Genomic DNA, 23,328 nt, shown 5'->3' with positions numbered 1-23,328 from the left:
TAGCTATAAATCTATCAGAACAGACAAAGCTATTCTTTCGTCTTCTCCCATCCAGACTATACTGTCGGTTGTGGAATCTCACCACATCAGCTTGCGCTCGCGGACTTCTTTAAAGAGAAGGAAATAGAGATTTTTCTTTTAGACTAGGCGACAAGCTGTAGGCATAACTTCTGGTTAGGCAAAGCTTGTCAACAAAGTATAAAAGGAAAAGATCATTTCCTAGTTAAAGTCACCGCCGGTCGGGAATCACACCCTGCCCTGAAGACTCTTTTATCATAACAAAAAACGCTTGCAAGCGCAAGCATTTTGTTCATTTTCATTTTCATTTTTTATTTCAATTTATCCACTTCATAGGTATGAACAAGCTCAAGACCTGCAAAGTTCTGCTGGCGGAGAGCCTCATAGACAATCATGCAGACGGTATTAGACACATTGAGACTGCGGACATGTTCATCATTCATAGGAATACGGAGAGCTTTCTCAGGATGTTCTCGCATAAAGTCCTCCGGCAAGCCCTTGTCTTCACGTCCAAAAAGAAAATAATGGTCTTCGTCAGTCGATAAATCCACCTCAGAATACACTTTCTCAGCGAATTTAGAAATCAGATAGAGTTTGCCCTTCATCTGAGACATGAAATCCTCCAAACTCTCGTAAAAATAAATCTCTAGTTTATCCCAATAATCCAATCCAGCTCGCTTCATCTTGCGGTCGTCAATAGGAAAGCCCATTGGCTTGATGATGTGGAGGGGAGAATTGGTCGCAGCGCAAGTACGCGCGATATTGCCTGTATTTTGTGGAATTTGAGGCTCAAATAATACAATGTGATTTGTCATGACTTGCTTCCTTTCACCATTGCAAAAAAATAGCCACACTGCCCGGAGTCAAGCTCAGCAAACAGCGTGGTTAAGGCATCGTTAACTTACCTCACAACAGGTTTGAAGTAAATCAGCGAAACTACTTTCTTAGTATAACACTTTCAGAATCATTGTCAATAGAAACGACTTGATTTTTTTGATTTTTTCAAGCTATTTCCAAGGGTTGTAAAATCGTCCCTGATTCTGCAAGATAAGTAACAAACTAGCTACTAAAAACAAGGTTGCCAAGAGCAAGGTAAGATAGTCTCCTTTTTTCAAGGCCTGATAACTATACCAAGTGCGTTTTTTCTCTTTCCCAAAGCGGCGAAGTTCCATGGCGGTCGCAATGGTATCAATCCGTTCTAGCGAGCTAAAAATCAAGGGAGTGATAATGCGCAGATTGCCTTTGATTCGTTGCATAAGAGAAGCTTTCTTGGATAATTCCATCCCACGCGCCTCCTGAGACATCTTGATAGTAAAGAATTCTTCCTGCAAATCTGGAATATAGCGCAAGGTCAGGCTGACTGAATAGGCAATCTTGTAAGGCACACCAATTTGATTTAAACTGGAAGCAAACTGACTAGGATGGGTTGTCATCAAAAAGATAATAGCCAGAGGAATAGTGCAAAGGTACTTAATAGCCAAATTTAGCAGATAAAAGAGCTCTTGGCTGGTCAGAGTGTAGGCACCGATTCCCTGCCAAATCACACTTCTCTCTCCGTAAAGTCCAACCCCATACTCGGGAGAAAAGAGATAGACCATCAAGACGTTTAAAACGGCAAATACCGTCGCAAAAACGGCTACAAAGGAAACATCTTTAAAGCGGATTTCTGACAAATAGAGGAGAAAAACCGAAAAGATGGCAATCAGAACAAGCAGTCTGGTATCATAGCTAATCATGGCAGCCAATGATACGAGAATGAAAAAGAGGAGTTTCCCAGCCCCTGACAAGCGATGAATCACAGTATCTCTATGCTGGTAACCGATTAATTTAGCTTGCATCCTTCTCTCCTTTCTTTGTAAAATGCCGTTAAAGCAAGTGGATCCACGTCGAGTTTCTTAGCCAAGTTGAAGATAGAAGTTTCTTTTAGATTGGCTTTTACTAACAGCTCAGGATTGCTCAACAGACTAGCTGGATCGGTATCGGCAATCAGTTCCCCATCCACCATGACAAGAGCACGATCAGAATAATCCAGCATCAATTGCATATCATGGGTAATCATGACAATGGTATGCCCTTTTTGATGCAGTTCTTCAAGAAATTCCATAATCTCAGTATAGTTCTTCTGGTCTTGACCTGCTGTCGGTTCATCTAAGAGGATAATTTCAGCCCCTAAGACCAAAATCGATGCAATAGTCACACGTTTTTTCTGACCAAATGACAGGGCAGAAATCGGCCAATTACGGAATTCATAGAGACCACAGATTTTCAAAGTTTCATAGACTCTCGTTTCAATTTCCTGCTCTTCCACACCTCGCAAACGAAGTCCCAGAGCCACCTCATCAAAAATCATATTGGTTGAAATCATTTGATTAGGATTTTGCAGCACATAGCCTACTCGTTCCGCCCGCTCTGCAACAGAATCTCCCTTGATATCCTGTCCTTCCCAAAGATAAGAACCTTCTGTCTGGATAAAGCTACTTAAGGCCTTGGCTAGAGTTGACTTCCCAGCCCCATTTTTCCCGACAATAGCAATCTTTTCACCCTTTTTAATATCTAAATAAATGGATTTTAAAATCGGTCTATCATCATAAGAAAAAGACAGATCCTCTAATTTAAAGAGTGACTGCAAATCTGGCGTCTCTTTTGCCAGTTCATTCTGCAACTGAACCTGGCCTTTTGAGATAGACAAGTTGTCCAAATTTGCTAATTGTTCTTCCTTGGCTAAATCCACACCCAATTGACGGAGAGTGGTTAGATAAAGGGGTTCTCGAATTCCATTTTGGGTCAATAGATCAGTCGCCAGTAGCTGGTCAGGGCTCCCATTAAAGAGGATACGACCATCGTTTATCAAGACAATCCGATCCACAGGACGATGCAGAACGTCCTCCAAACGGTGCTCGATAATAAGTGTCGTCGTCCCCTCCTCCTTATGAATCTGATCAATCAATTCGATAATATCCTGACCTGACTTGGGATCCAGATTGGCGAGTGGCTCATCAAACAAAAGAATCGGACTCTCATCAATCAAGACACCAGCCAGACTGACTCGCTGCTTTTGTCCACCTGACAAATCCTGAGGACGCTGAGACAGTAAAGAAAGAAGGTCCAGCTTTTCAGACCATTTATGAACACGGCTTTTCATCTCTTCTAAACTTGTTACATCATTTTCTAGAGCAAAAGCCAAATCCTCTGCCACAGATAAGCCGATAAACTGCCCATCTGTATCCTGCAAAACCGTGCTAACCAGATGAGATTTATCATAGATACTCATATCAAAGGCCGCTTGCCCCTTGATCAAAAATTCTCCAGACATCTGACCCTTGTAAATATTGGGAATAATTCCATTCAAACACTGACCCAAGGTAGACTTGCCTGAGCCAGATGGCCCAACAATTAAGACTTTCTCTCCCTTATAAATAGTCAAATCCACCCCTTGCAAGGTTGGTTCTTGTTGCGTTTCATACTGGAAAGAGAAATCCTTCCACTCAATTATAGCTTCTTTCATCTTACTCTCTTCATTCGCTTCTTAGACTTCTATTTTATCATAAATCGAACCCTTCTTGCAGACTCTTCTATTAAAAACTTAGCGCCAACAAGATTCCTAGCCTAAATTGCTTACCCGACTAGTCTATAAACATCGAAAAAGACCGGTTGCCCAGCCTTTTCCTTTATGTTAATCCTTTTTCAAACTTCCTGAACGAGTCTGCGTACGTGAATAAGCTAGCAAGAGAAGGGTACCTGCGATAGCTACAGTTACAGCATTAGCAATTCCCGCAACAATCCCTTGGGCAAATACTTTTTCTGCCGCTTCTTGATAAATCACAACATCTCCAAGTGGTGCCCAGACACCCCAAACAAGAGCATTTGCAACAATCTGAATGAGGTTAAAGAAGACAATATCCTTCAACTCAAAAACACCCTGTGTTACTCGAATGTATTTTCTAAAGAGACCTACAGCTAGACCAAAGAGACCACTAGCAATAATCCAAGTCCACCATAGACCGTAGCCAGCAAGAGAGTCCTTCACCGCATGCCCAATTAAACCAACAAGTAGTCCCACTAGAGGGCCAAAAATAATAGACAAGAGGCTCTGTACCGCATACTGAAGCTGGATGCTTGTATTTGGAACAGGCGTTGGAATACTGATCATCCCGATGACAACAAAGAGCGCAGCTCCAACACCGATAGCAACAACTTGTTTAATTGATTGATTTTTCATCTATATTCTCCTATTTTATGATTCTATTTTCTTTATTTCAATGGTCCAAGATGAACCGACACCCACATTATAGGCCTTGGCAAAGGAACCTTGGTTGATAGCCAGACCTAAACGATAGAGAGAGTTGATGTAAAGGATGGGTTGCCCAATTCTCACATCTGCAAATGATTTGCCATAAACAACCTGATTTTGATAGACCAGCATATCTGCATGATAGATAGTCACCTCAAAACGGTCACCGAATGCTGGTCCCAGCTTGTAAAACTCTTCTCGTGTGATAGAGGTCCAAAGCGAGCCGAAACGCACATCCAGAATATCAATAGCTCCCTTCACCAAATGGTCTTCAATGATGGTCTCTACGACTGGAAGCTCCACAATCTGATCCACACTGAGCTCTGGTCCCACTTCCTCAAAAGAAATGTGACCACTGGCCAGTTTAGCACCAGTATAGGCATAGACATCACGACCGTGGAAGGTATAAGAATGCTCTGTATTTTGACGTCTATTGGCCACTTCAGAAATCTCACGAATAGCTACAATGCCAACGTGTTTCTTGATAAAAGAAAGCGTCCCATTATCTGGCGTGACAATGTATTGATTTTTTGCAGTCTTGGCAACCACACTCTTACGTTTCGAGCCGACACCTGGATCGACCACCGATACAAATGTCGTTCCCTCAGGCCAGTAATCCACAGTCTGAAAGAGACGGTAACTCCCCTCAAAAATATTATAAGGCGTGATATCGTGCGTCAAATGATGAATTTTTAAGGTTGGAGACTCTTCTAAAGCCACTCCAATCATAGCCGATACCGCACCATCAACCAGACCAAAGTCTGATTGTAATACCAGTAAATTATTATTCATTTTATCTCCTTATACACCCTTTATCATACCATATTTCAGAGAAAGTCGCTAATAGCTATTTCAATTGGTTAGGGTATAGTTTTACCTTATAGCAAATTTCCTACTAAAAGCTCTGGTGATTAGCTAGTAGGTGCATTTTTTCTTGAAAAAAGGTATGATAGTTACATCATGAAAAAGTAGGTTTTAATATGAAAATTATCCTTGTCGGAGGGGGAAAAGTTGGTTTTGCCCTCTGTCGCTCCTTGGTTGCAGAAAAGCATGATGTTTTGCTGATTGAGCAAGACGAAGCTGTCCTCAATCATATTGTTAATCGCTTTGATATCATGGGTATCCTTGGTAACGGGGCCGATTTTACCATCCTTGAGCAAGCCAGTGTCCAGGATTGTGATATCTTTATCGCCCTGACTGAATACGATGAAGTGAACATGATTGCAGCCGTTCTAGCCAAAAAAATGGGAGCTAAAGAGACCATCGTTCGGGTACGGAACCCTGAATATTCTAACTCTTATTTCAAGGAAAAGAATATTCTCGGTTTTTCTCTTATCGTTAACCCTGAGCTCTTGGCTGCCCGTGCTATTGCCAATATCATTGACTTCCCCAACGCCCTCTCTGTCGAACGTTTCTTTGGTGGACGGGTCAGCTTGATGGAATTCACTGTTAAGTCTTCTAGCGGTCTTTGCCAAATGCCCATTTTTGATTTTCGGAAAAAATTTGGCAATGTTATTGTCTGTGCGATAGAGAGGGATCATCAAATTATCATTCCAAGCGGTGACATGACCATACAGGATAAAGATAGAATCTTTGTCACTGGTAACCGTGTTGATATGATGCTCTTCCATAATTATTTTAAATCTCGTGCCGTGAAGAGCCTTCTTATTGTTGGAGCTGGTAGAATCGCCTATTATCTACTAGGTATCCTAAAAGACAGTCGTATTGATACCAAGGTTATTGAAATCAATCCTGAAATCGCTAGCTTCTTTAGCGAGAAATTCCCAAACCTCTACATCGTTCAAGGAGATGGTACCGCAAAAGATATCCTGCTGGAAGAAAGTGCTCAAAACTATGATGCCGTTGCGACTCTAACAGGGGTTGATGAGGAAAATCTGATTACCTCTATGTTCCTTGACAGGGTAGGTGTACAAAAAAATATCACCAAGGTCAATCGTACCAGTCTCCTCGAAATTATCAATGCGCCTGATTTTTCAAGTATCATCACACCTAAAATCATCGCTGTAGATACAATCATGCACTTTATTCGTGGCCGTGTGAATGCCCAGTATTCAGACCTTCAAGCCATGCACCATCTAGCAAATGGCCAAATCGAAACCCTACAATTCCATATCAAGGAAGCCAATAAAATGACTGCCAAACCTCTTTCTCAACTAAAACTGAAAAAAGGGGTTCTTATTGCAGCCATCATTCGAAAGGGCAAGACTATTTTCCCTACTGGGGAGGATACGCTTGAAGTCGGAGACAAGCTCCTAGTAACAACCTTGTTGCCAAACATCACCAAGATTTATGACTTGATCGCGAGGTAAGAAATGAATAAAAGTATGATTCGCTACCTCCTTTCAAAATTACTTTTGATTGAAGCTGTTCTTCTTTTGGTTCCTGTGTCTGTCGCTGTCTATTACCGTGAATCGAGCCAAGTCTTTACGGCCCTCTTTTCAACAATAGGGATTCTCGTATTACTAGGCGGTTCAGGAATTTTACAAAAGCCCAAAAATCAACGGATTTATGCCAAGGAGGGAGTCTTGATTGTTGCCCTCTGTTGGATCCTTTGGTCCTTCTTTGGCGGTCTCCCCTTTGTTTTTGCTAAGCAAATTCCCAGCGTTATCGATGCCTTTTTTGAAATTAGTTCTGGCTTTACAACTACTGGAGCAACTATTCTGAACGACGTTTCGGTTCTCAGTCGTTCCCTCCTCTTCTGGCGAAGTTTTACCCACTTGATTGGAGGGATGGGAGTGCTTGTTTTTGCACTTGCTATTATGGACAATGCCAAGAATAGCCACCTAGAAGTGATGAAAGCTGAGGTTCCTGGCCCTGTTTTTGGCAAGGTTGTATCCAAACTCAAAAATACTGCCCAGATTCTCTATCTCCTTTATCTAGCTCTCTTCTCCCTCTTTGTCATCATCTATTATCTGGCTGGCATGCCCCTATTTGATAGTTTTGTCATTGCCATGGGAACAGCAGGTACAGGAGGTTTTACCGTCTATAACGATGGAATCGCCCACTATGGTAGCTCACTGATTACCTATCTGGTTAGTATCGGAGTTTTGGTTTTTGGGGTAAATTTCAATCTCTACTACTACCTCATGCTCCGTCGCGTCAAGGCCTTCTTTGGAGATGAAGAACTCCGAGCTTACTTGGTAATTGTTCTGCTTTCTACAGGCTTGATTAGCCTCAATACTCTCTATCTCTATCCAGGATTTTCAAAGAGTTTTGAAATGGCCTTCTTCCAAGTTTCCAATATCATTACGACGACTGGTTTTGGTTACGGGGATATTACCAACTGGCCCCTCTTCTCCCAGTTTATCCTTCTCTTCCTCATGGGAATCGGTGGTTCTGCTGGTTCAACCGCAGGTGGACTCAAGGTTATTCGAGGCCTCATCCTTTCAAAAATTGCCAAAAACCAAATTTTGTCAATTCTATCGCCCCACCGTGTTTTGACCCTCCATGTTAATAAAACGGTGATTGACAAAGATACCCAGCATAAGATTCTCAAGTACTTTGTCATCTATTCTATGATTTTGCTATCCCTTATCTTTATTGTCAGCCTAGATAGCAATGATTTTCTAGTCGTTACCAGTGCTGTCTTTAGCTGTTTCAATAATATCGGACCTATTCTAGGAACCACTTCTAGTTTCTCAATCTTTAGTCCTATCTCAAAAATTCTCCTCTCCTTTGCAATGATTGCAGGGCGCTTGGAGATTTATCCAATCCTACTTCTCTTTATGAAGAGAACTTGGTCTAAGAGATAAAATACAACCACACCTTGTAAACCTACAAAGTGTGGTATTTTTATTTTCATACTCTTCGAAAATAAAAATACCACGTCAGCTTCGCCTTGCCGTATATGTGTGACTGACTTTGTCAGTCTTATCTACAACCTCAAAGCGGTGCTTTGAGCAACCTGCGGCTAGCTTCCTAGTTTGCTCTTTGATTTTCATTGAATATCAAATACCTCCCGCAACTCAACAAGTATCTTTGAATCCCGGTCAGACATTTCAATACCTGACTTAAGGAATTTAATAGTCCAAAAAATAACCCTCAGTCGTTTGACCGAGGGTTCCTTTTCCTTATTCAAGTTAATTGATTAGCTCAATGCATCATCCATTGAAAGAACTTCGTGGAAGACACGTTGTGTCAATTCAGTTTTTTGTTCTGGAGTGAGGTATTTAGTGTTTACACAGTATCCAGAGATACGTACGATAACGTCTTCACCTGACATGATCTTTTCGTAAACATCGTTCAAGTCCATAACGTTCAAGTTAACGTGTTGTCCACCGTTTTCGAAGTAACCATCAAGGATTGTTACCAAGTTATCAACTTGTTCGTCACGAGTCTTACCAAGCGCGCGAGGTGAAACTTGTGTAGTCAATGAGATACCATCAGCTGCGTAACTAAAGTCAAGGCTAGAAAGTGAGTTCAAGTTTTGCAACCATCCACCTTTAGCTTTGTTAGATGGGTTAGCACCTGGTGAGAAGAATTCAAGTTTAGACAAGTTAACAGAACCATCTTCGTTGAGGTATACACCTTTGTGGACTGGTGAGTTACCAGTTTGTTTAGAGTAAGCAACGTTAGATGTGATAGTCAAAAGTGAAACTGTAGCTTCTGCATCTTTGTAAAGTTTGTGGCTACGTAGACGAGTTGTGTAAGCTTCGATCAACCATTCTGCCAATTCGTTTGAACGTGGGTCATCTTCACCCCAACGTGGGTATTCACCGATTGTTTCGTAATCGTAGATGTAGCCATTTTCGTCACGGATTGGTTTAACTGTAGCGTATTTGATAGCTGACAATGTGTCAACAGTGTTGGCAAATCCACAGATACCGAATCCCATGTTGGCACGTTGTTTAGTTGGCAAGAAGGCCATTTGAACAGCTTCGTAGTTGTACTTATCAGTCATGTAGTGGATGATGTTCAAAGCATCTACGTAAGTGTCAGTCAACCAGTCAAGAGATTTTTCAAAGTTAGCTTTAACTGATTCAAATTCAAGAACTTCGTCACGGATTGGTTCGATATCAAATACTTTGTAGTCTTTGTGAACATCGTCGTAACCACCGTTCAAACCAGTAAGAAGGGCTTTCAATACGTTTACACGCGCACCGAAGTACTGGATGTTGTGGCGTTGTTCTTCATTTTCTGGGTCAAGTGGAGACACACAGCATGAGATACAGCTCATTTCACCATATCCGTCTTTAGCCATTGTTGTAACACCTTCGTATTGGATAGAAGAGTGTTTGTGGCTCATGTGCATACAGTAGCGACGGAAGTTGTATGGCAATTTGTCAGTCCAAAGAACTGTCAAGTTTGGTTCTGGAGAGTTACCGATGTTGTCAAGAGTGTTCAAGAAACGGTAGTCCATCTTAGTAACACGGTGACGACCGTCGTTACCCATACCAGCCATAGAAGTTGTGATGAATGTTGGGTCACCTGAGTACAATTGGTCGTAAGCTTTTGTACGAGCAAATTTAACTGTACGAAGTTTCATAACGAAATCATCAACGAATTCTTGGATTTCTGATTCAGTAAATGTACCACGAGCAAGGTCACGTTCTGCAAAGATGTCCAATACGATTGGCACACGACCTAGAGATGTAGCAGCACCGTTGATAACACGGCAGACAGACATGAAGGCGATGTTAACCCATTGGATAGCTTCTTTAACGTTCATCGCTGGTTTGCGAACGTCAACTCCGTAAAGGTCACCCAAGCGAACAACTTGTTGCAATGCTTGGTATTGAAGGTTGATTTCTTCACGAAGACGGATTGTTTCTTCATCGATTTCTTCGATTGCATTCCAGTCGTTTACTTTTTCTTGCATCAAGTAGTCTGCACCGTAAAGAGCAAGACGTGCATAAACACCGATGATACGTCCGCGTGAGTATGCATCTGGAAGACCAGTTACAGTGTGAGCGTGACGAGCGCGACGGATGTTTGAAGTGTAAGCACGGAAGATACCGTCGTTAACTGTTGTTACGTATTTAGTAAAGATTTCGTGAACAGCTGGGTCTGGTTCGTATCCATTTTCTTTCAAAGTAGTTTCAGCCATACGGATACCACCTTTTGGCATGAAGTTCAATTTGAAGAGTTCGTCATTTTGGATACCAAAGATAACTTCGTTTTCTTTATCGATAAATCCTGCAGGGATATCAGCGATAGAAGTTGGACGAGTGTCCATTGGGAAACGAGTTTCTTCGTAGTGAGCCTTAGTTTCTTCTACAATTTTTTTGATGTGAAGTGAACGTTCTGTTGGTCCTGCAAGGAAGCTTTCGTCTCCGTCATAAGGTGTGTAGTTAGCTTGTACAAAGCGTGACACACTTGCTTTTTCTTTCCAATCTACGCCTTTGAAGCCTTCCCAAGCTTTGTCAAAAATATCTTGTGCTTCAACAACTGTCTTAACAACCATGTTAATGTCCTCTTTTTTCTTTCTAGTAACATCCATCTGTTACATTCATGAGACAAGTATACCATACAGTAACCGATTTCAACAAGTGATAAATCCCTATTTTTACACTTTCTTTTCTAAAACAGTCTATATTTTATCCCAAACTGTATTATATTTTTGAAAAAATTAAAGCCTTTTTTCTTTTTTTCAGAAAAAAGGGTATAATAAAAGAAAATAAGCAGTAAAAAGGGGACCAGACATGTTGATTTTTCCTTTATTAAATGATTTGTCAAGAAAAATCATCCATATTGACATGGATGCCTTTTTTGCTGCGGTCGAAATCAGAGATAATCCTAAACTCAGAGGAAAACCTGTCATTATCGGTAGCGACCCTCGACAAACAGGTGGGCGTGGTGTCGTTTCCACTTGTAGCTATGAGGCGCGAGCTTTTGGTGTCCATTCAGCCATGAGTTCCAAAGAAGCCTATGAGCGTTGTCCCCAGGCCGTCTTTATCTCAGGGAATTATGAGAAATACAAGACTGTGGGCCTCCAGATTCGAGCTATCTTTAAGCGTTATACAGATTTGATTGAACCCATGAGCATTGACGAAGCCTATTTAGATGTGACAGAAAATAAACTCGGTATCAAGTCAGCGGTCAAAATTGCTCGTCTCATTCAAGAGGATATCTGGCAGGAACTACACCTGACTGCTTCCGCAGGCGTCTCCTACAACAAATTCTTAGCTAAAATGGCCAGCGATTATCAAAAGCCACATGGTCTGACAGTGATTTTACCTGACCAGGCTGAGGATTTCCTCAAACAAATGGATATTTCCAAGTTTCATGGAGTAGGAAAAAAGACGGTGGAAAGACTTCATCAAATGGGTGTTTTTACCGGCGCTGATTTGCTTGAAGTCCCTGAAGTGACCCTGATAGACCGTTTTGGCAGACTGGGCTATGACCTTTATCGAAAGGCTCGTGGTATTCACAATTCCCCGGTCAAATCCAATCGTATCCGTAAATCAATCGGGAAAGAGAAAACCTATGGAAAAATTCTCCGTGCCGAGGAAGACATCAAAAAAGAGCTGACTCTCCTATCAGAAAGAGTCGCTCTCAATCTCAGTCAACAAGAAAAAGCTGGAAAAATTGTCATTCTGAAAATCCGCTACGAAGACTTTTCAACTCTGACTAAACGAAAAAGTCTGGATCAAAAAACGCAGGATGCTAGTCAGATCAGCCAAATAGCCCTGCAACTCTATGAAGAGTTGGACGAGAAAGAAAAAGGCGTCCGCCTGCTGGGGATTACCGTAACTGGATTTTAAAGCTCAATGAAAATCAAAGAGCAAACTAGAAAGCTAGCCGCAGGCTGCTCAAAACACTGTTTTGAGGTTGCAGATAGAGCTGATGCAGTTTGAAGAGATTTTCGAAGAGTATAAAACCTTGAAGAGTTGCCCCTTCAAGGTTTTTCTTATACAAATAAACGGACAAAGCTGTAAAGTAGTAAGACACTACCAAGCACGATACGGTATTTACCAAAAAGGGTAAAGTCGTGTTTTTTTACATAGCTTGTCAAGAAACGAATAGCGACCATGCTGACTGCAAAGGCTACTCCCATCGCAACCAAGAGCAAGAACAATTGCCCAAAGCTCAAGAGTTGTCCTGCTTTTATAAATTTGAAAATCTTTAAGGCACTAGCTCCAAACATAACAGGAATTCCAAGATAGAAGGTAAATTCCGTCACAACAGAACGACTGGTTCCATTTAACAAACCACCGACAATAGTCGCTCCTGAACGGCTAGTTCCTGGTAAAAGGGCAAGAACTTGGAAGAGTCCGATATAGAATGCTGTCGTATAAGGAAGTTTGTCCAACTCTGTTACACTTGGCTCTATAGCACGCGCTTCATTGCGCTTTTCCAAATAGATAAAGGCAATCCCATAGATAATCAACATGAGAGCAACAGAAACCATGTTATGGAAGTGGGTATCAAACCAATCATCAAATTTAAAGACGGCAAGTAAAGGCAAAGTGGCAACCAAGACCTTCAACCACAGTCTCCAAGTCTTACGAACTTCCTGCTTATCCTTAGTCGATTTGAAAGGATTGAGCTTGTTAAAGTAAATGACCATAACCGCTAAAATAGCACCAAGCTGAATCACGACATTAAACATGGACATAAAGGCTTCATTTTGATTTTGGTATTGGATAAACTCCTCTGCTAAAATCAAGTGACCTGTACTCGAAATCGGCAACCATTCCGTAATTCCTTCAACAATCCCGAAGAAGATAGATTTTAAAATTTCAATAAGATACATAGATTACTCCTTTTTCTATCTTCCATTATAGCATACTTTTTCAGTATATGGCAGTTCTCTTTAAAAGGCACCGATGCTGCCACCGCCTCCTCCTCCAGAGAAGCCACCGCCAGAACTTCCACTTCCAGAAGATACGGAATAGGTACTTGCTGTGTTTGCGACGCTGGCATAATGGCTCATTTGCGCACTTGAATGATAAAACATACTATGCCAACCATAAGCTACATAGAGGTTGATATCTGGATTTTCCACTTGGATATGATGAACCTTCATCAAATGGCTGACCTTGTCCGCATAGCCAAATAAAGTCGCATAGACCAAGAGGCGATTCCAGACCACAATACTTTCCAATTCAGCCTGATCCAATCGTGCAATCTCACGCAACATATTTTCAAAACTGGTCCAGAGATAGTAGACTTCTGCCCCTGCTTCATTTAGGACACCATCACGATTATCTAGACGAAGCTTCCAATAATAGAAAACAGCCAAAACCAAACCTAGAAAACCAAGTATTGGCAAGGGGAGGTAAAGATAGCCATAAACATCCAAACTGTACAAGAACAAACCAAATCCGATAAATAAAGGCAAGATAGTAGAGAGTCCCATACCCACTTGCAAGGCCTTTTCCCCACCAGTTAAAGGACGATAATAATCTGGGAGCCCCCAGAAAATAACCCGATTTTTCACTCCTTCTTGCATCTCTTTCAATACTTCTTCAAAAGAAGATTTGAGTTGAAGCCCTCTTGCTTGAATCCGTTTTTCATCAGAGACTTTTGCTCTACGATAAAGACTATCAGATACCTTGTAATCCGCAAACAAATTGGAAAGAGTTTCTTCTTTTTTGCCTGAAAAAGCCAGATTTAGACAGTCTTTCTCAAAACTTGACAAACCATCTTCTTTTACTAGCCTCAAACCAACTGCATCTCCTTCTGAAATGATAGAGACATTCCCACGGTCTATCACATCTAGCAAGGTAGCTTGAATAAGTTGATCAAAGGTAAATTTTCCAGCTCCCTTGACCAAGGGACTCACTTCCTCCAAGGAGGTCGAGTAGACAGCCTCTGATAAAACCATAGGCTCTAATTCCATTGGTGGTTCATAGATACGATGATTTTTGGCATATTTGACCGAAGGAGTGGTCTTTCTTCTATAAATAAAATAGAAGCAGACACTCAATAACAAGGAGATAGAAAGTATCAAAGGGAAGACCCAGGTAACGAGTTGTTTACTTTGCTCTTTTTCTTTAAAAATCGAGTCTTCTATCTTATTAAATTCTTCTAAACGATTTCCTTTCAATCCCTGATCCCTAGCGCTAGCAAAATCAGTTCGAGGCCAGTAGGCATGCAATTCAACTCCACGCTTAGGCGGAAGATTGTCTAAACGGATAGTATAATCAAGGTTACTCTTTTCAATCGTTCCCTCTCTAAAAAGTTTCCCTGTATGGAAAAAGAGTTTTTCAGCCCCCTTGTCCCCCTTTACATGAAATTCAAACTTTCCAATAGCTCCTGAACTATCTGTCAGAGGTTGCCAATTTAATTCAGCGATGTCATCATAAAGGAAAAGTAAATTCTTTAAGTTCCAAACGAGGTCAACTTCAACTGTGTCGCCTTCTTGACCTGAATTGTAGACTTTCACAGTATAACCATTCGCCTCTTCTGTCACTTCGCTAGTAACGTCTGTCAGTTCAGCACCGTTTTTCGAGGCCTGAACCTTTGGTTGAGGATCTATCTCAAATCCGCTAGGCATCTTGCCAGCACGTCCAAGTCCCACGATTTGCCCCTTAAAGTCCTCCTCAAACTGGTAAACTATCTTCTGTCTAAATTCTGCCGTATTGTCTGCATGAATATACAAATCTCCTTGATAAGAGTTTATCTTAAAATCAATGGCAAAAACCGAGAGTGGAAACATACAAAACAAACAAAATAACAGCAAGAAAAAAGTTTTTTTCATCAACTAAGTCCCCTTTTTTATCTTTGCTATCATTATATCATTTTTTCATAAGTAAGGGCTTACCTATGTTGAAAAATAGAGTTTTTTTCGATAAAATAGGAGGCAGTTATTTTTTAATAGATTAGAAATAGGAGAAATCATGAGAAAAATATACTTATCTATTTTCACAAGTCTCTTGCTGATGCTGGGACTTGTCAATGTTGCCCAAGCCGATGAATATTTACGCATCGGGATGGAAGCAGCATATGCTCCCTTTAACTGGACTCAGGATGATGATAGCAATGGGGCTGTCAAAATCGATGGGACTAACCAGTATGCTAACGGATACGATGTTCAAATCGCCAAGAAAATCGCTAAGGACTTAGGTAAAGAACCTTTGGTTGTTAAAACAAAGTGGGAAGGTCTAGTTCCTGCCCTTACTTCTGGTAAGATTGACATGATTATCGCAGGTATGAGTCCTACTGCCGAACGCAAACAAGAAATTGCATTTTCAAGCAGTTACTACACTAGCGAACCAGTTTTGCTTGTCAAAAAAGATTCTACTTATGCAAACGCAAAATCTTTGGATGACTTTAACGGTGCAAAAATCACTTCTCAACAAGGTGTCTATCTTTATGACTTGATTGGTCAAATCCCAGGTGCTAAAAAAGAAACTGCCATGGGAGACTTCGCTCAAATGCGCCAAGCTCTTGAGGCTGGTGTCATCGATGCCTATGTTTCTGAACGCCCAGAAGCACTGACTGCTGAAGCTGCGAACTCTAAGTTCAAGATGGTTCAAGTAGAACCAGGTTTCAAAACGGGGGAAGAAGATACAGCTATCGCCATCGGACTTCGTAAAGATGACAACCGTATTAGCCAAATCAATGCCAGCATTGAAACCATTTCAAAAGACGATCAAGTTGCCTTGATGGATCGTATGATCAAGGAACAACCTGCCGAAGCTACAACAACTGAAGAGACTAGCAGTAGTTTCTTTAGTCAAGTCGCTAAAATTCTTTCTGAAAACTGGCAACAACTCTTGCGTGGTGCTGGTGTCACTCTTTTAATCTCTATCGTCGGAACCATCACAGGTCTCATTATTGGACTTGCCATTGGTGTCTTCCGTACTGCTCCTCTATCTGAGAATAAAGCCATTTATGGCCTACAAAAACTAGTCGGCTGGATTCTCAATGTCTATATTGAAATCTTCCGTGGTACACCAATGATTGTTCAATCGATGGTTATCTACTATGGAACTGCCCAAGCTTTCGGTATTAACCTTGACCGTACACTGGCTGCTATCTTCATCGTTTCGATCAACACTGGTGCCTACATGACTGAAATCGTCCGTGGTGGTATCCTAGCAGTTGACAAGGGACAATTTGAAGCCGCAACTGCACTTGGTATGACTCATAACCAAACCATGCGTAAGATTGTCCTCCCTCAAGTAGTCCGTAACATCCTACCAGCAACTGGTAATGAATTTGTCATCAATATCAAAGATACATCTGTATTGAACGTTATCTCTGTTGTCGAACTTTATTTCTCAGGAAATACCGTAGCAACACAAACCTATCAATACTTCCAGACATTTACAATCATCGCCGTGATTTACTTTGTCCTCACCTTCACCGTAACACGTATCCTACGCTTCATCGAACGCCGCATGGACATGGATACCTATACTACAGGTGCTAACCAAATGCAAACGGAGGATTTGAAATAATGACACAAGCAATCCTTGAAATTAAACACCTCAAAAAATCCTATGGACAAAACGAAGTGCTAAAAGACATTTCTCTAACTGTTCACAAGGGTGAAGTTATCTCTATCATCGGAAGCTCTGGAAGCGGAAAATCAACCTTCCTACGCTCCATTAACCTACTTGAAACTCCAACTGATGGACAAATCCTTTATCATGGACAAAACGTTCTCGAAAAAGGCTATGACCTCACGCAATACCGTGAAAAGTTGGGGATGGTGTTCCAATCCTTTAACCTCTTTGAAAATCTTAACGTACTTGAAAACACAATTGTCGCTCAGACGACTGTCCTTAAACGCGAACGTACAGAAGCTGAAAAGATTGCCAAAGAAAACCTTGAAAAGGTCGGCATGGGAGAACGCTACTGGCAAGCAAAACCGAAACAACTCTCAGGTGGTCAAAAACAACGTGTGGCCATCGCTCGTGCCCTTTCAATGAATCCTGACGCCATTCTCTTTGATGAACCAACATCAGCTCTCGATCCAGAAATGGTTGGAGAGGTCCTCAAAATCATGCAAGATCTGGCTCAGGAAGGCTTGACTATGATTGTTGTAACTCACGAAATGGAATTCGCCCGTGATGTCTCTCACCGTGTTATCTTTATGGATAAGGGTGTAATTGCTGAAGAAGGTAAACCAGAAGACCTCTTCACCAATCCTAAAGAAGACCGTACAAAAGAGTTCCTTCAACGCTATCTCAAATAAAAAGAAAAGGCTGCATCAACCGTGCAGTCTTTTTACTAGCCTCAAAAATGAAAAGGCAGATCCTATTCAAGAATCCACCATTATCCAAAGATTAATCTTCAAATTTTTCATGATTTTTATCATAGAAATCAATTAAACCTAGAGCTGTTTCAAATGAAATATTTTTTACTTTTGCACGCCCCTGCGCTAGAGCAATGATAGACATTTCACGCGCATTCGTTTCTTTAGAGATACGGTAGCCTGTGATTTTCTTATCACGAACCCAGCCAACAACTGATTCTACTTTTTCAAAATTTGACTTAGCCATGTCTTTCTCCTATTTTCTTATTTACGATATTTAGTTGTATACGCTTTTAATTGTATACGTTTTTATGCTTTTTGTCAATAAAATAAACATATATTCAATAAAATTAATGACTTATATTTTTATTACTATCTTATTAAAGCCGATAATATATAGGTTTCTGCTTGCTATAAACCATTAGTAAACACCTTTAAAACAATTGTATTATTAACTCTTTTATTTGTAATAATATTCATATTTGACAGATGCTGATTCTCGATAATCTAGACATATTCTAATCTTATTTCATATTATTTATTCCACTGTAAAACAAAAAAATTTGACAAAATAATCTTCTGCTCTAAACCATTTCTAACGAGTATTTTTCTCCTTTTAGACTTTTTCATGTCTGCACCAGCATTCAATCATTTGGTCAACTTGTACTATTTATTTACTTTATCAATATTCCTTTTTATTTCTTCAAACCTATAAAAAGATGAGTAGTTAGGAAACAATAGTATCCTATCTTCCAACATTTTCCACTGTTTTTATCTTCTTAGTATCTTATCACTCTTCTCAATTAACTCAGTATAAGGCTTCTCATTAGTATTGATTATTTTTTCTAATTCCTATTATATTTAGCCAAATTTCAGATTAGACATATATAAAATAGTTGATTCTAAAAATGCTCCTTATATATAACAAGTAATTTTACTCCCTTACTATAAACTGAATCAAAAAATAATAGGTACTATAATGACTTGTGATAGAAATAGCGTAATCGATTTCCCAAGTCCATAGGAATCGCCCCCTTTCTTCACCCTCATTATAGCACTTATACATCAGTTGTGCAAATAATATGATATTTTTTTATTAGTCCTCAGACAAGCATATTATAGAGCGTTTCATTACCATTTAAGTTAATATAAGATGGATCAAAACCTTCCATTCGACGAATCAAGCCTGCATAATCATGCTTATCTGCTAGGGCAATCCCAATCAATACTGGGCCTGTCCCCTTGCTAGCTCGTTTGATATACTCAAAACGTGTGATATCATCATTTGGCCCCAAGATATCATTTACAAACTCACGCAAAGCTCCCGGACGCTGTGGAAAATTGACCACAAAGTAATGCTTGATTCCATCATAAATCAGGGCACGCTCTTCCATTTCTGGCATACGGTTGATATCATTATTCCCTCCAGAAATGATACAACAAATGGTTTTCCCCTTGATATATTCAGCCAAAACCTCTAAAGAAGCGATACTAGCCGCTCCAGCAGGTTCTGCAACAATCCCTTGCTTAGAGTAGAGGTCAATCAAGGTTTCAGAAATCAACCCCTCATCGACACCTACTAAGGTTTGAACATGTTGACGAGTTGCTTCATAGGTCAATTGACCTACCTTTTGTACAGCAATCCCATCCGCAAATTTGTCAATTTCTTTGAGTTTGACTGGACCACCAGCTTCAAAGGCAGCCTTCATGGAACGCGCTCCATTCGCCTCTACTCCGATAACCTCAATCTCTGGACTTGTTTCCTTGATATAGGTAGAAACCCCAGCAATGAGACCGCCACCACCAACAGGAACCAAGACAGCATCAAAATCAATCGATTCTTTTCGAGCTTCTTCTAAAATCTCATAAGCAACTGTCCCTTGACCTGCTTGAACATGGGCATCATCAAAGGGATCAATAAAGGTACGATTTTCAGAGACTGTAAATTCTTGAGCTGCCTTAGCAGAAGCATCAAAGGTATCTCCAACTAGTTTAATGGTTACGAAATCCCCACCAAAAAAGCGAACTTGACCAATCTTTTGTTGCGGAGTAGTAATTGGCATAAAAATAGTAGCAGGAATTTTCATCTCATTACAAGTATAGGCAACTCCCTGCGCATGATTTCCCGCAGAGGCACAGACTACCCCACGCTCACGCTCTTCCTTACTGAGCTGAGAAATGGCATAATAGGCACCACGAATTTTAAAGGAACGAACACGTTGGGCATTTTCCTTTTTCAAATAAATCTTAGCACCATACTTCTCCGATAAATAATGGTCATAATCCAGTGGAGTATTCACAACCACACCGTTCAAGACCTTATGAGCCTTGATGATATCTTTTGAACTTAACATCTTTTTCTCCTAGACTATTTCATACTATCACAATCCACCCTCTTAAAAGAGAGATGAATTGATTATAAAAGCGAGTTAGTCCACCAACTCGCCTTCACCTTAATTGCTATCAATTAGTTATAGATTTTGAATGCATCGTCGTCGTTTTTACCAACGAAAGGCATTGCTTTACGCAATTCTGCACCAACTTTTTCAATTTCAAGGTTAGCTGCTTGTTCACGGTAAGCAGTCAATTTTGGACGTCCAGCTTTATAGTCATTTACAAAGTCATTTGCAAATTTACCATTTTGGATATCTGCCAAGACAGCTTTCATGTTTTCTTTAACTTGCTCAGTAATCACACGTGGACCTGATACATAGTCACCGTACTCAGCAGTGTTTGAAATTGATTGACGCATTTTCTTGAATCCACCTTCGTAGATCAAGTCGACGATCAATTTCATTTCGTGAAGAACTTCAAAGTAAGCCAATTCTGGAGCGTAACCTGCTTCTGTCAAGACTTCGAAACCTGCTTCGATAAGGGCAGTCAAACCACCACAAAGTACAGCTTGTTCACCAAACAAATCTTCTTCAGTTTCTTCTTTGTATGTTGTTTCAAGAAGACCTACACGTGCAGCTCCAACACCTTTACACCAGTCCATAGCAATGTTTTTAGCATTTCCTGTTGCATCTTGGTAAACTGCGTAAAGAGCTGGAACACCAAATCCTTCTTCGTAAGTACGGCGTACCAAGTGTCCTGGTCCTTTAGGAGCACACATGAAGACATCTACATCTGCAGGAACTTTGATAAATTCAAAGTGAATGTTGAAACCATGAGCAAATCCAACTGCGTTTCCAGCTTCCAAGTTTGGAGCGATTTCTGCTTCGTACAATTCTTGTTGGATTTCGTCTGGTGCCAAAATCATGATAACGTCAGCCAATTTAGTTGCTTCTGCTACTGTGTAAGTGTCAAATCCATCTTCTTTTGCTTTGTCAAAAGATTTACCTGGACGTACACCGATGATGACATCACGACCTGAGTCACGCAAGTTTTGAGCATGCGCATGTCCTTGTGAACCATAACCGATAACGGCGATTTTTTTACCGTCAAGTGCTGCTACTTTAACATCTTTTTCATATTCCATTTGAACTGCCATAGTTTTTCTCTCTTTTCTATTATTTATTGCCTTTTAGGCTGGTTTAACAAATTTAAAATATTTTTATACTCAATGAAAATCAAAGAGCAAATTAGGAAGCTAGCCGCAGGCTGTACTTGAGTACGGCAAGGCAAAGCTGACGTGATTTGAAGAGATTTTCGAAGAGTATTAATCGCGGGTAAATCCAGTTGCACCAGTTCGAGCAATATTGCGAATACCGTATGGTCGAATGACTCGCAACAGAGCTTCACTCTTTTCAGCATTTCCTGTCATCTGAATGGTAATCGAGCTTGGTGCTACGTCTACAACTGTTGCACGGAAAGGTTGAATAATCGCTAGAATCTCAGCTCGCTTCTCAGCTGGCGCTGACATCTTAACCAAAATTACCTCGCGCTCCAAATGAGGCTTGTCTGTAATATCTCGAATGCGAATCACATCAATTTGACGATTGAGCTGTTTGATAATTTGCTCCACCTCATCATGTGAAGCTACATCAATAATAACGGTGATACGAGATACATTCGGATCTTCTGTTGCTCCAACAGAGATGCTTTCGATATTAACCTGACGACGAGATAGGACACCTGTAAAGCGATTGAGGACTCCTGATCGATTCTGTAGTTTTGCTGTTAACATTCTACGCATGGAACTTCACCCCCAACATCTCATGATTACTCTTACCAGCTGGTACCATTGGTAACACCTGTTCCTTACGAGAAATATCTACCTCGATTAGCATAGGAACATCCTCAGTGATGACTTCAAGGTCTTGGGCCAAGGTCTCAGGATTGTCAAACTTATAGTTTTTAATTCCATAAGCTTGTGCCATCAATTGAAAATCAGGAAGAGTATCAAAGACCGACTCAGATGTTCTACCTTCATAGAAGGATTCCTGCCACTGGCGAACCATTCCAAGCGAGTGGTTGTTCAGCATAACCACCTTGATTGGCACCTTGTAAATGTTCAAAATAGCCAATTCCTGGTTAGTCATTTGGAAACCGCCATCCCCAACAAACAAGACTACTTCCTTATCTGGATTAGCAATTTTAGCTCCGATTGCTGCTGGAATTCCAAATCCCATCGTTCCCAAACCACCTGAAGTCACTAACTGACGTTCATTTTGGTAGGGATAATACTGAGCTGTCCACATTTGGTGTTGACCAACGTCTGTTACCACAATAGCATCTCCGTTAGTTAATTCACCAATTCGTTCAATAACAGCTTGCGGTTGAACTACACGCTCTTTCTTATCGTAAGAACGAACGCGGTTCTTGTCTTTAGTGACTTTCTCAATCCATTTCTCAGTATTGTTATGAACTGTCGGTTCAGCCAGCAACATTTGCAAAGCTTTCTTAGCATCTCCAACTACAGGAATATCTGCACTGATAATCTTGCCAATCTCGGCTGGGTCAATATCAATATGAGCAACCTTAGCATTCTTAGCGAAGGTCTTAGGATTCCCCGTCAAGCGGTCATCGAAACGACAACCAATACTAATCATAAAGTCCGCTTCCGTCATGGCAATATTAGCTGCAAATGACCCGTGCATGCCTCCCATTCCAAGGAAGAGTGGATGACTCGTTGCAATCGTTCCTTGTCCCAAAAGACTGGTTACCACCGGGATTTGATAGCGTTCTGCAAATTCATTTAATTCTGCAGCTGCTTCAGCATAACTAATCCCCCCACCAGCTAACAAGACTGGTTTTTTAGCCTTGGACAATTGCTTCAAAATTTTCTTGATTTGCATATCATTCGGCTCAAGAGTCGGTTGATAGCTTGGTAGGTTCACTTCTGGTGAATAGATGAAGTCGGTTTCTAAAGCAGATACGTCTTTAGGTAGGTCAATAACAACTGGCCCTGGTCGACCTGTAGTTGCGATATGGACAGCTTCCGTAATGATTCGAGGGATATCAGCTGTCTCCCGAACTTGGTAATTGTACTTAGTGATTGGCATGGTAATTCCCACAATGTCTGCCTCCTGGAAGGCATCCTTCCCAATCCCTGCTCGCGCCACCTGACCTGTAAAGACCAAAAGGGGAACACTGTCGCTCATGGCATCCGCAATCCCTGTAATAGCATTTGTTGCTCCCGGTCCGCTAGTGACGACGGCAACACCCAACTTTCCAGTTGATTTGGCATAACCTTCAGCTTCATGCAAACAACCTTGCTCATGGCGTCCTAGAATGTGGCGAATGCCTTTAAAATTATATATCGCATCATACAAAGGCAAGACCGCACCACCAGGATAACCAAAGATGGTATCAATTCCTAAATCACGAAGTGTTTCCAAAACTAGATCCGACCCCGTCTTAGGAGATTCTAAACTGATTTTCTCCATTGTTCCCCTTTCTCTTCTCT

General features: G+C 40.9%; 18 protein-coding genes and 1 riboswitch. Of the genes, 5 read left to right on the top strand and 13 right to left on the bottom strand.

From position 1 onward, the window contains the following. Positions 1 to 35 precede the first annotated feature (35 nt). Positions 36 to 270: riboswitch (FMN riboswitch) on the bottom strand. Between the two features lie 59 nt (positions 271 to 329). The 5 genes from M1G12_RS05000 to M1G12_RS04980 form a co-directional block, all read right to left on the bottom strand. Beyond that, positions 330 to 833, bottom strand: a complete 504-nt coding sequence (locus tag M1G12_RS05000; protein ID WP_000181388.1) for a tRNA (cytidine(34)-2'-O)-methyltransferase — start codon at positions 831 to 833, stop codon at positions 330 to 332. Between the two features lie 192 nt (positions 834 to 1,025). Beyond that, on the bottom strand, positions 1,026 to 1,856 hold the full coding sequence (locus M1G12_RS04995; protein WP_001148091.1) for an energy-coupling factor transporter transmembrane component T family protein: 831 nt from the start codon (positions 1,854 to 1,856) through the stop codon (positions 1,026 to 1,028). Then, complete coding sequence (locus M1G12_RS04990; protein WP_247949499.1) at positions 1,841 to 3,523, bottom strand: ABC transporter ATP-binding protein; 1,683 nt, start codon at positions 3,521 to 3,523, stop codon at positions 1,841 to 1,843. Before M1G12_RS04990 ends, M1G12_RS04995 begins: the two co-directional genes overlap by 16 nt. 168 nt (positions 3,524 to 3,691) lie before the next feature. Next, positions 3,692 to 4,237 (bottom strand): ECF-type riboflavin transporter substrate-binding protein, encoded by a 546-nt coding sequence (locus M1G12_RS04985; RefSeq protein WP_143952828.1) that lies wholly within the window; start codon positions 4,235 to 4,237, stop codon positions 3,692 to 3,694. 15 nt (positions 4,238 to 4,252) lie between these two features. After that, positions 4,253 to 5,101 (bottom strand): SAM hydrolase/SAM-dependent halogenase family protein, encoded by an 849-nt coding sequence (locus M1G12_RS04980; RefSeq protein WP_049542540.1) that lies wholly within the window; start codon positions 5,099 to 5,101, stop codon positions 4,253 to 4,255. 188 nt (positions 5,102 to 5,289) lie between these two features. On the opposite strand from M1G12_RS04980, the gene trkA reads away from it, so the two are divergent. Further along, the gene (gene trkA / locus M1G12_RS04975; protein ID WP_247949498.1) at positions 5,290 to 6,639 is read left to right on the top strand and encodes a Trk system potassium transporter TrkA; all 1,350 of its coding nucleotides are present in this window, start codon (positions 5,290 to 5,292) and stop codon (positions 6,637 to 6,639) included. A 3-nt stretch (positions 6,640 to 6,642) separates the two neighbouring features. After that, entirely contained in the window at positions 6,643 to 8,082 is a 1,440-nt protein-coding gene (locus M1G12_RS04970) for a TrkH family potassium uptake protein (protein WP_001043441.1), read from the top strand. 335 nt (positions 8,083 to 8,417) lie between these two features. Here M1G12_RS04970 and pflB read toward each other — a convergent pair whose 3' ends face one another. Beyond that, positions 8,418 to 10,733, bottom strand: a complete 2,316-nt coding sequence (gene pflB, locus M1G12_RS04965) for a formate C-acetyltransferase (protein WP_049532477.1) — start codon at positions 10,731 to 10,733, stop codon at positions 8,418 to 8,420. 238 nt (positions 10,734 to 10,971) lie between these two features. Here pflB and dinB point away from each other — a divergent pair, with 238 nt between their 5' ends. Further along, entirely contained in the window at positions 10,972 to 12,033 is a 1,062-nt protein-coding gene (dinB, locus tag M1G12_RS04960) for a DNA polymerase IV (RefSeq protein ID WP_000904599.1), read from the top strand. A 146-nt stretch (positions 12,034 to 12,179) separates the two neighbouring features. On the opposite strand, the gene M1G12_RS04955 is transcribed toward dinB, so the two are convergent. Both M1G12_RS04955 and M1G12_RS04950 read right to left on the bottom strand, forming a co-directional pair. After that, positions 12,180 to 13,025 carry an undecaprenyl-diphosphate phosphatase gene (locus M1G12_RS04955; protein WP_000280780.1) on the bottom strand — a complete coding sequence of 282 codons (846 nt, stop codon included), beginning with the start codon at positions 13,023 to 13,025 and terminating at the stop codon, positions 12,180 to 12,182. Between the two features lie 60 nt (positions 13,026 to 13,085). Beyond that, positions 13,086 to 14,975: a DUF2207 domain-containing protein gene (locus M1G12_RS04950; protein WP_247949497.1), complete on the bottom strand. Its 1,890-nt coding sequence runs from the start codon at positions 14,973 to 14,975 to the stop codon at positions 13,086 to 13,088. A gap of 139 nt (positions 14,976 to 15,114) precedes the next feature. Here M1G12_RS04950 and M1G12_RS04945 point away from each other — a divergent pair, with 139 nt between their 5' ends. After that, the gene (locus tag M1G12_RS04945; RefSeq protein ID WP_020901541.1) at positions 15,115 to 16,680 is read left to right on the top strand and encodes an ABC transporter substrate-binding protein/permease; all 1,566 of its coding nucleotides are present in this window, start codon (positions 15,115 to 15,117) and stop codon (positions 16,678 to 16,680) included. Beyond that, entirely contained in the window at positions 16,680 to 17,420 is a 741-nt protein-coding gene (locus tag M1G12_RS04940; RefSeq protein WP_000189477.1) for an amino acid ABC transporter ATP-binding protein, read from the top strand. The genes M1G12_RS04945 and M1G12_RS04940 overlap by 1 nt, the downstream gene beginning before the upstream one ends. Positions 17,421 to 17,511: 91 nt before the next feature. Here M1G12_RS04940 and M1G12_RS04935 read toward each other — a convergent pair whose 3' ends face one another. From M1G12_RS04935 to M1G12_RS04915, 5 genes are all read right to left on the bottom strand, one after another. Then, positions 17,512 to 17,727 carry a capsule biosynthesis transcriptional regulator gene (locus M1G12_RS04935; protein ID WP_001130035.1) on the bottom strand — a complete coding sequence of 72 codons (216 nt, stop codon included), beginning with the start codon at positions 17,725 to 17,727 and terminating at the stop codon, positions 17,512 to 17,514. A gap of 856 nt (positions 17,728 to 18,583) precedes the next feature. Further along, complete coding sequence (gene ilvA / locus M1G12_RS04930; protein WP_000952976.1) at positions 18,584 to 19,834, bottom strand: threonine ammonia-lyase IlvA; 1,251 nt, start codon at positions 19,832 to 19,834, stop codon at positions 18,584 to 18,586. Between the two features lie 113 nt (positions 19,835 to 19,947). Continuing rightward, a complete protein-coding gene (gene ilvC, locus M1G12_RS04925) occupies positions 19,948 to 20,970 on the bottom strand; it encodes a ketol-acid reductoisomerase (protein WP_000290683.1) in 1,023 nt (340 codons plus the stop codon). Positions 20,971 to 21,138: 168 nt separating this feature from the next. Then, positions 21,139 to 21,615 carry an acetolactate synthase small subunit gene (ilvN, locus tag M1G12_RS04920; RefSeq protein WP_020902727.1) on the bottom strand — a complete coding sequence of 159 codons (477 nt, stop codon included), beginning with the start codon at positions 21,613 to 21,615 and terminating at the stop codon, positions 21,139 to 21,141. Then, on the bottom strand, positions 21,608 to 23,308 hold the full coding sequence (locus M1G12_RS04915) for an acetolactate synthase large subunit (RefSeq protein WP_000411747.1): 1,701 nt from the start codon (positions 23,306 to 23,308) through the stop codon (positions 21,608 to 21,610). Before M1G12_RS04915 ends, ilvN begins: the two co-directional genes overlap by 8 nt. Positions 23,309 to 23,328: the final 20 nt, after the last annotated feature.

Source organism: Streptococcus mitis (genome assembly GCF_023110375.1).
Lineage (GTDB): Bacteria > Bacillota > Bacilli > Lactobacillales > Streptococcaceae > Streptococcus > Streptococcus mitis_CI.
Note: the sequence above shows the minus strand (reverse complement) of the source record. Positions and strands in the feature narration are given on the sequence as shown.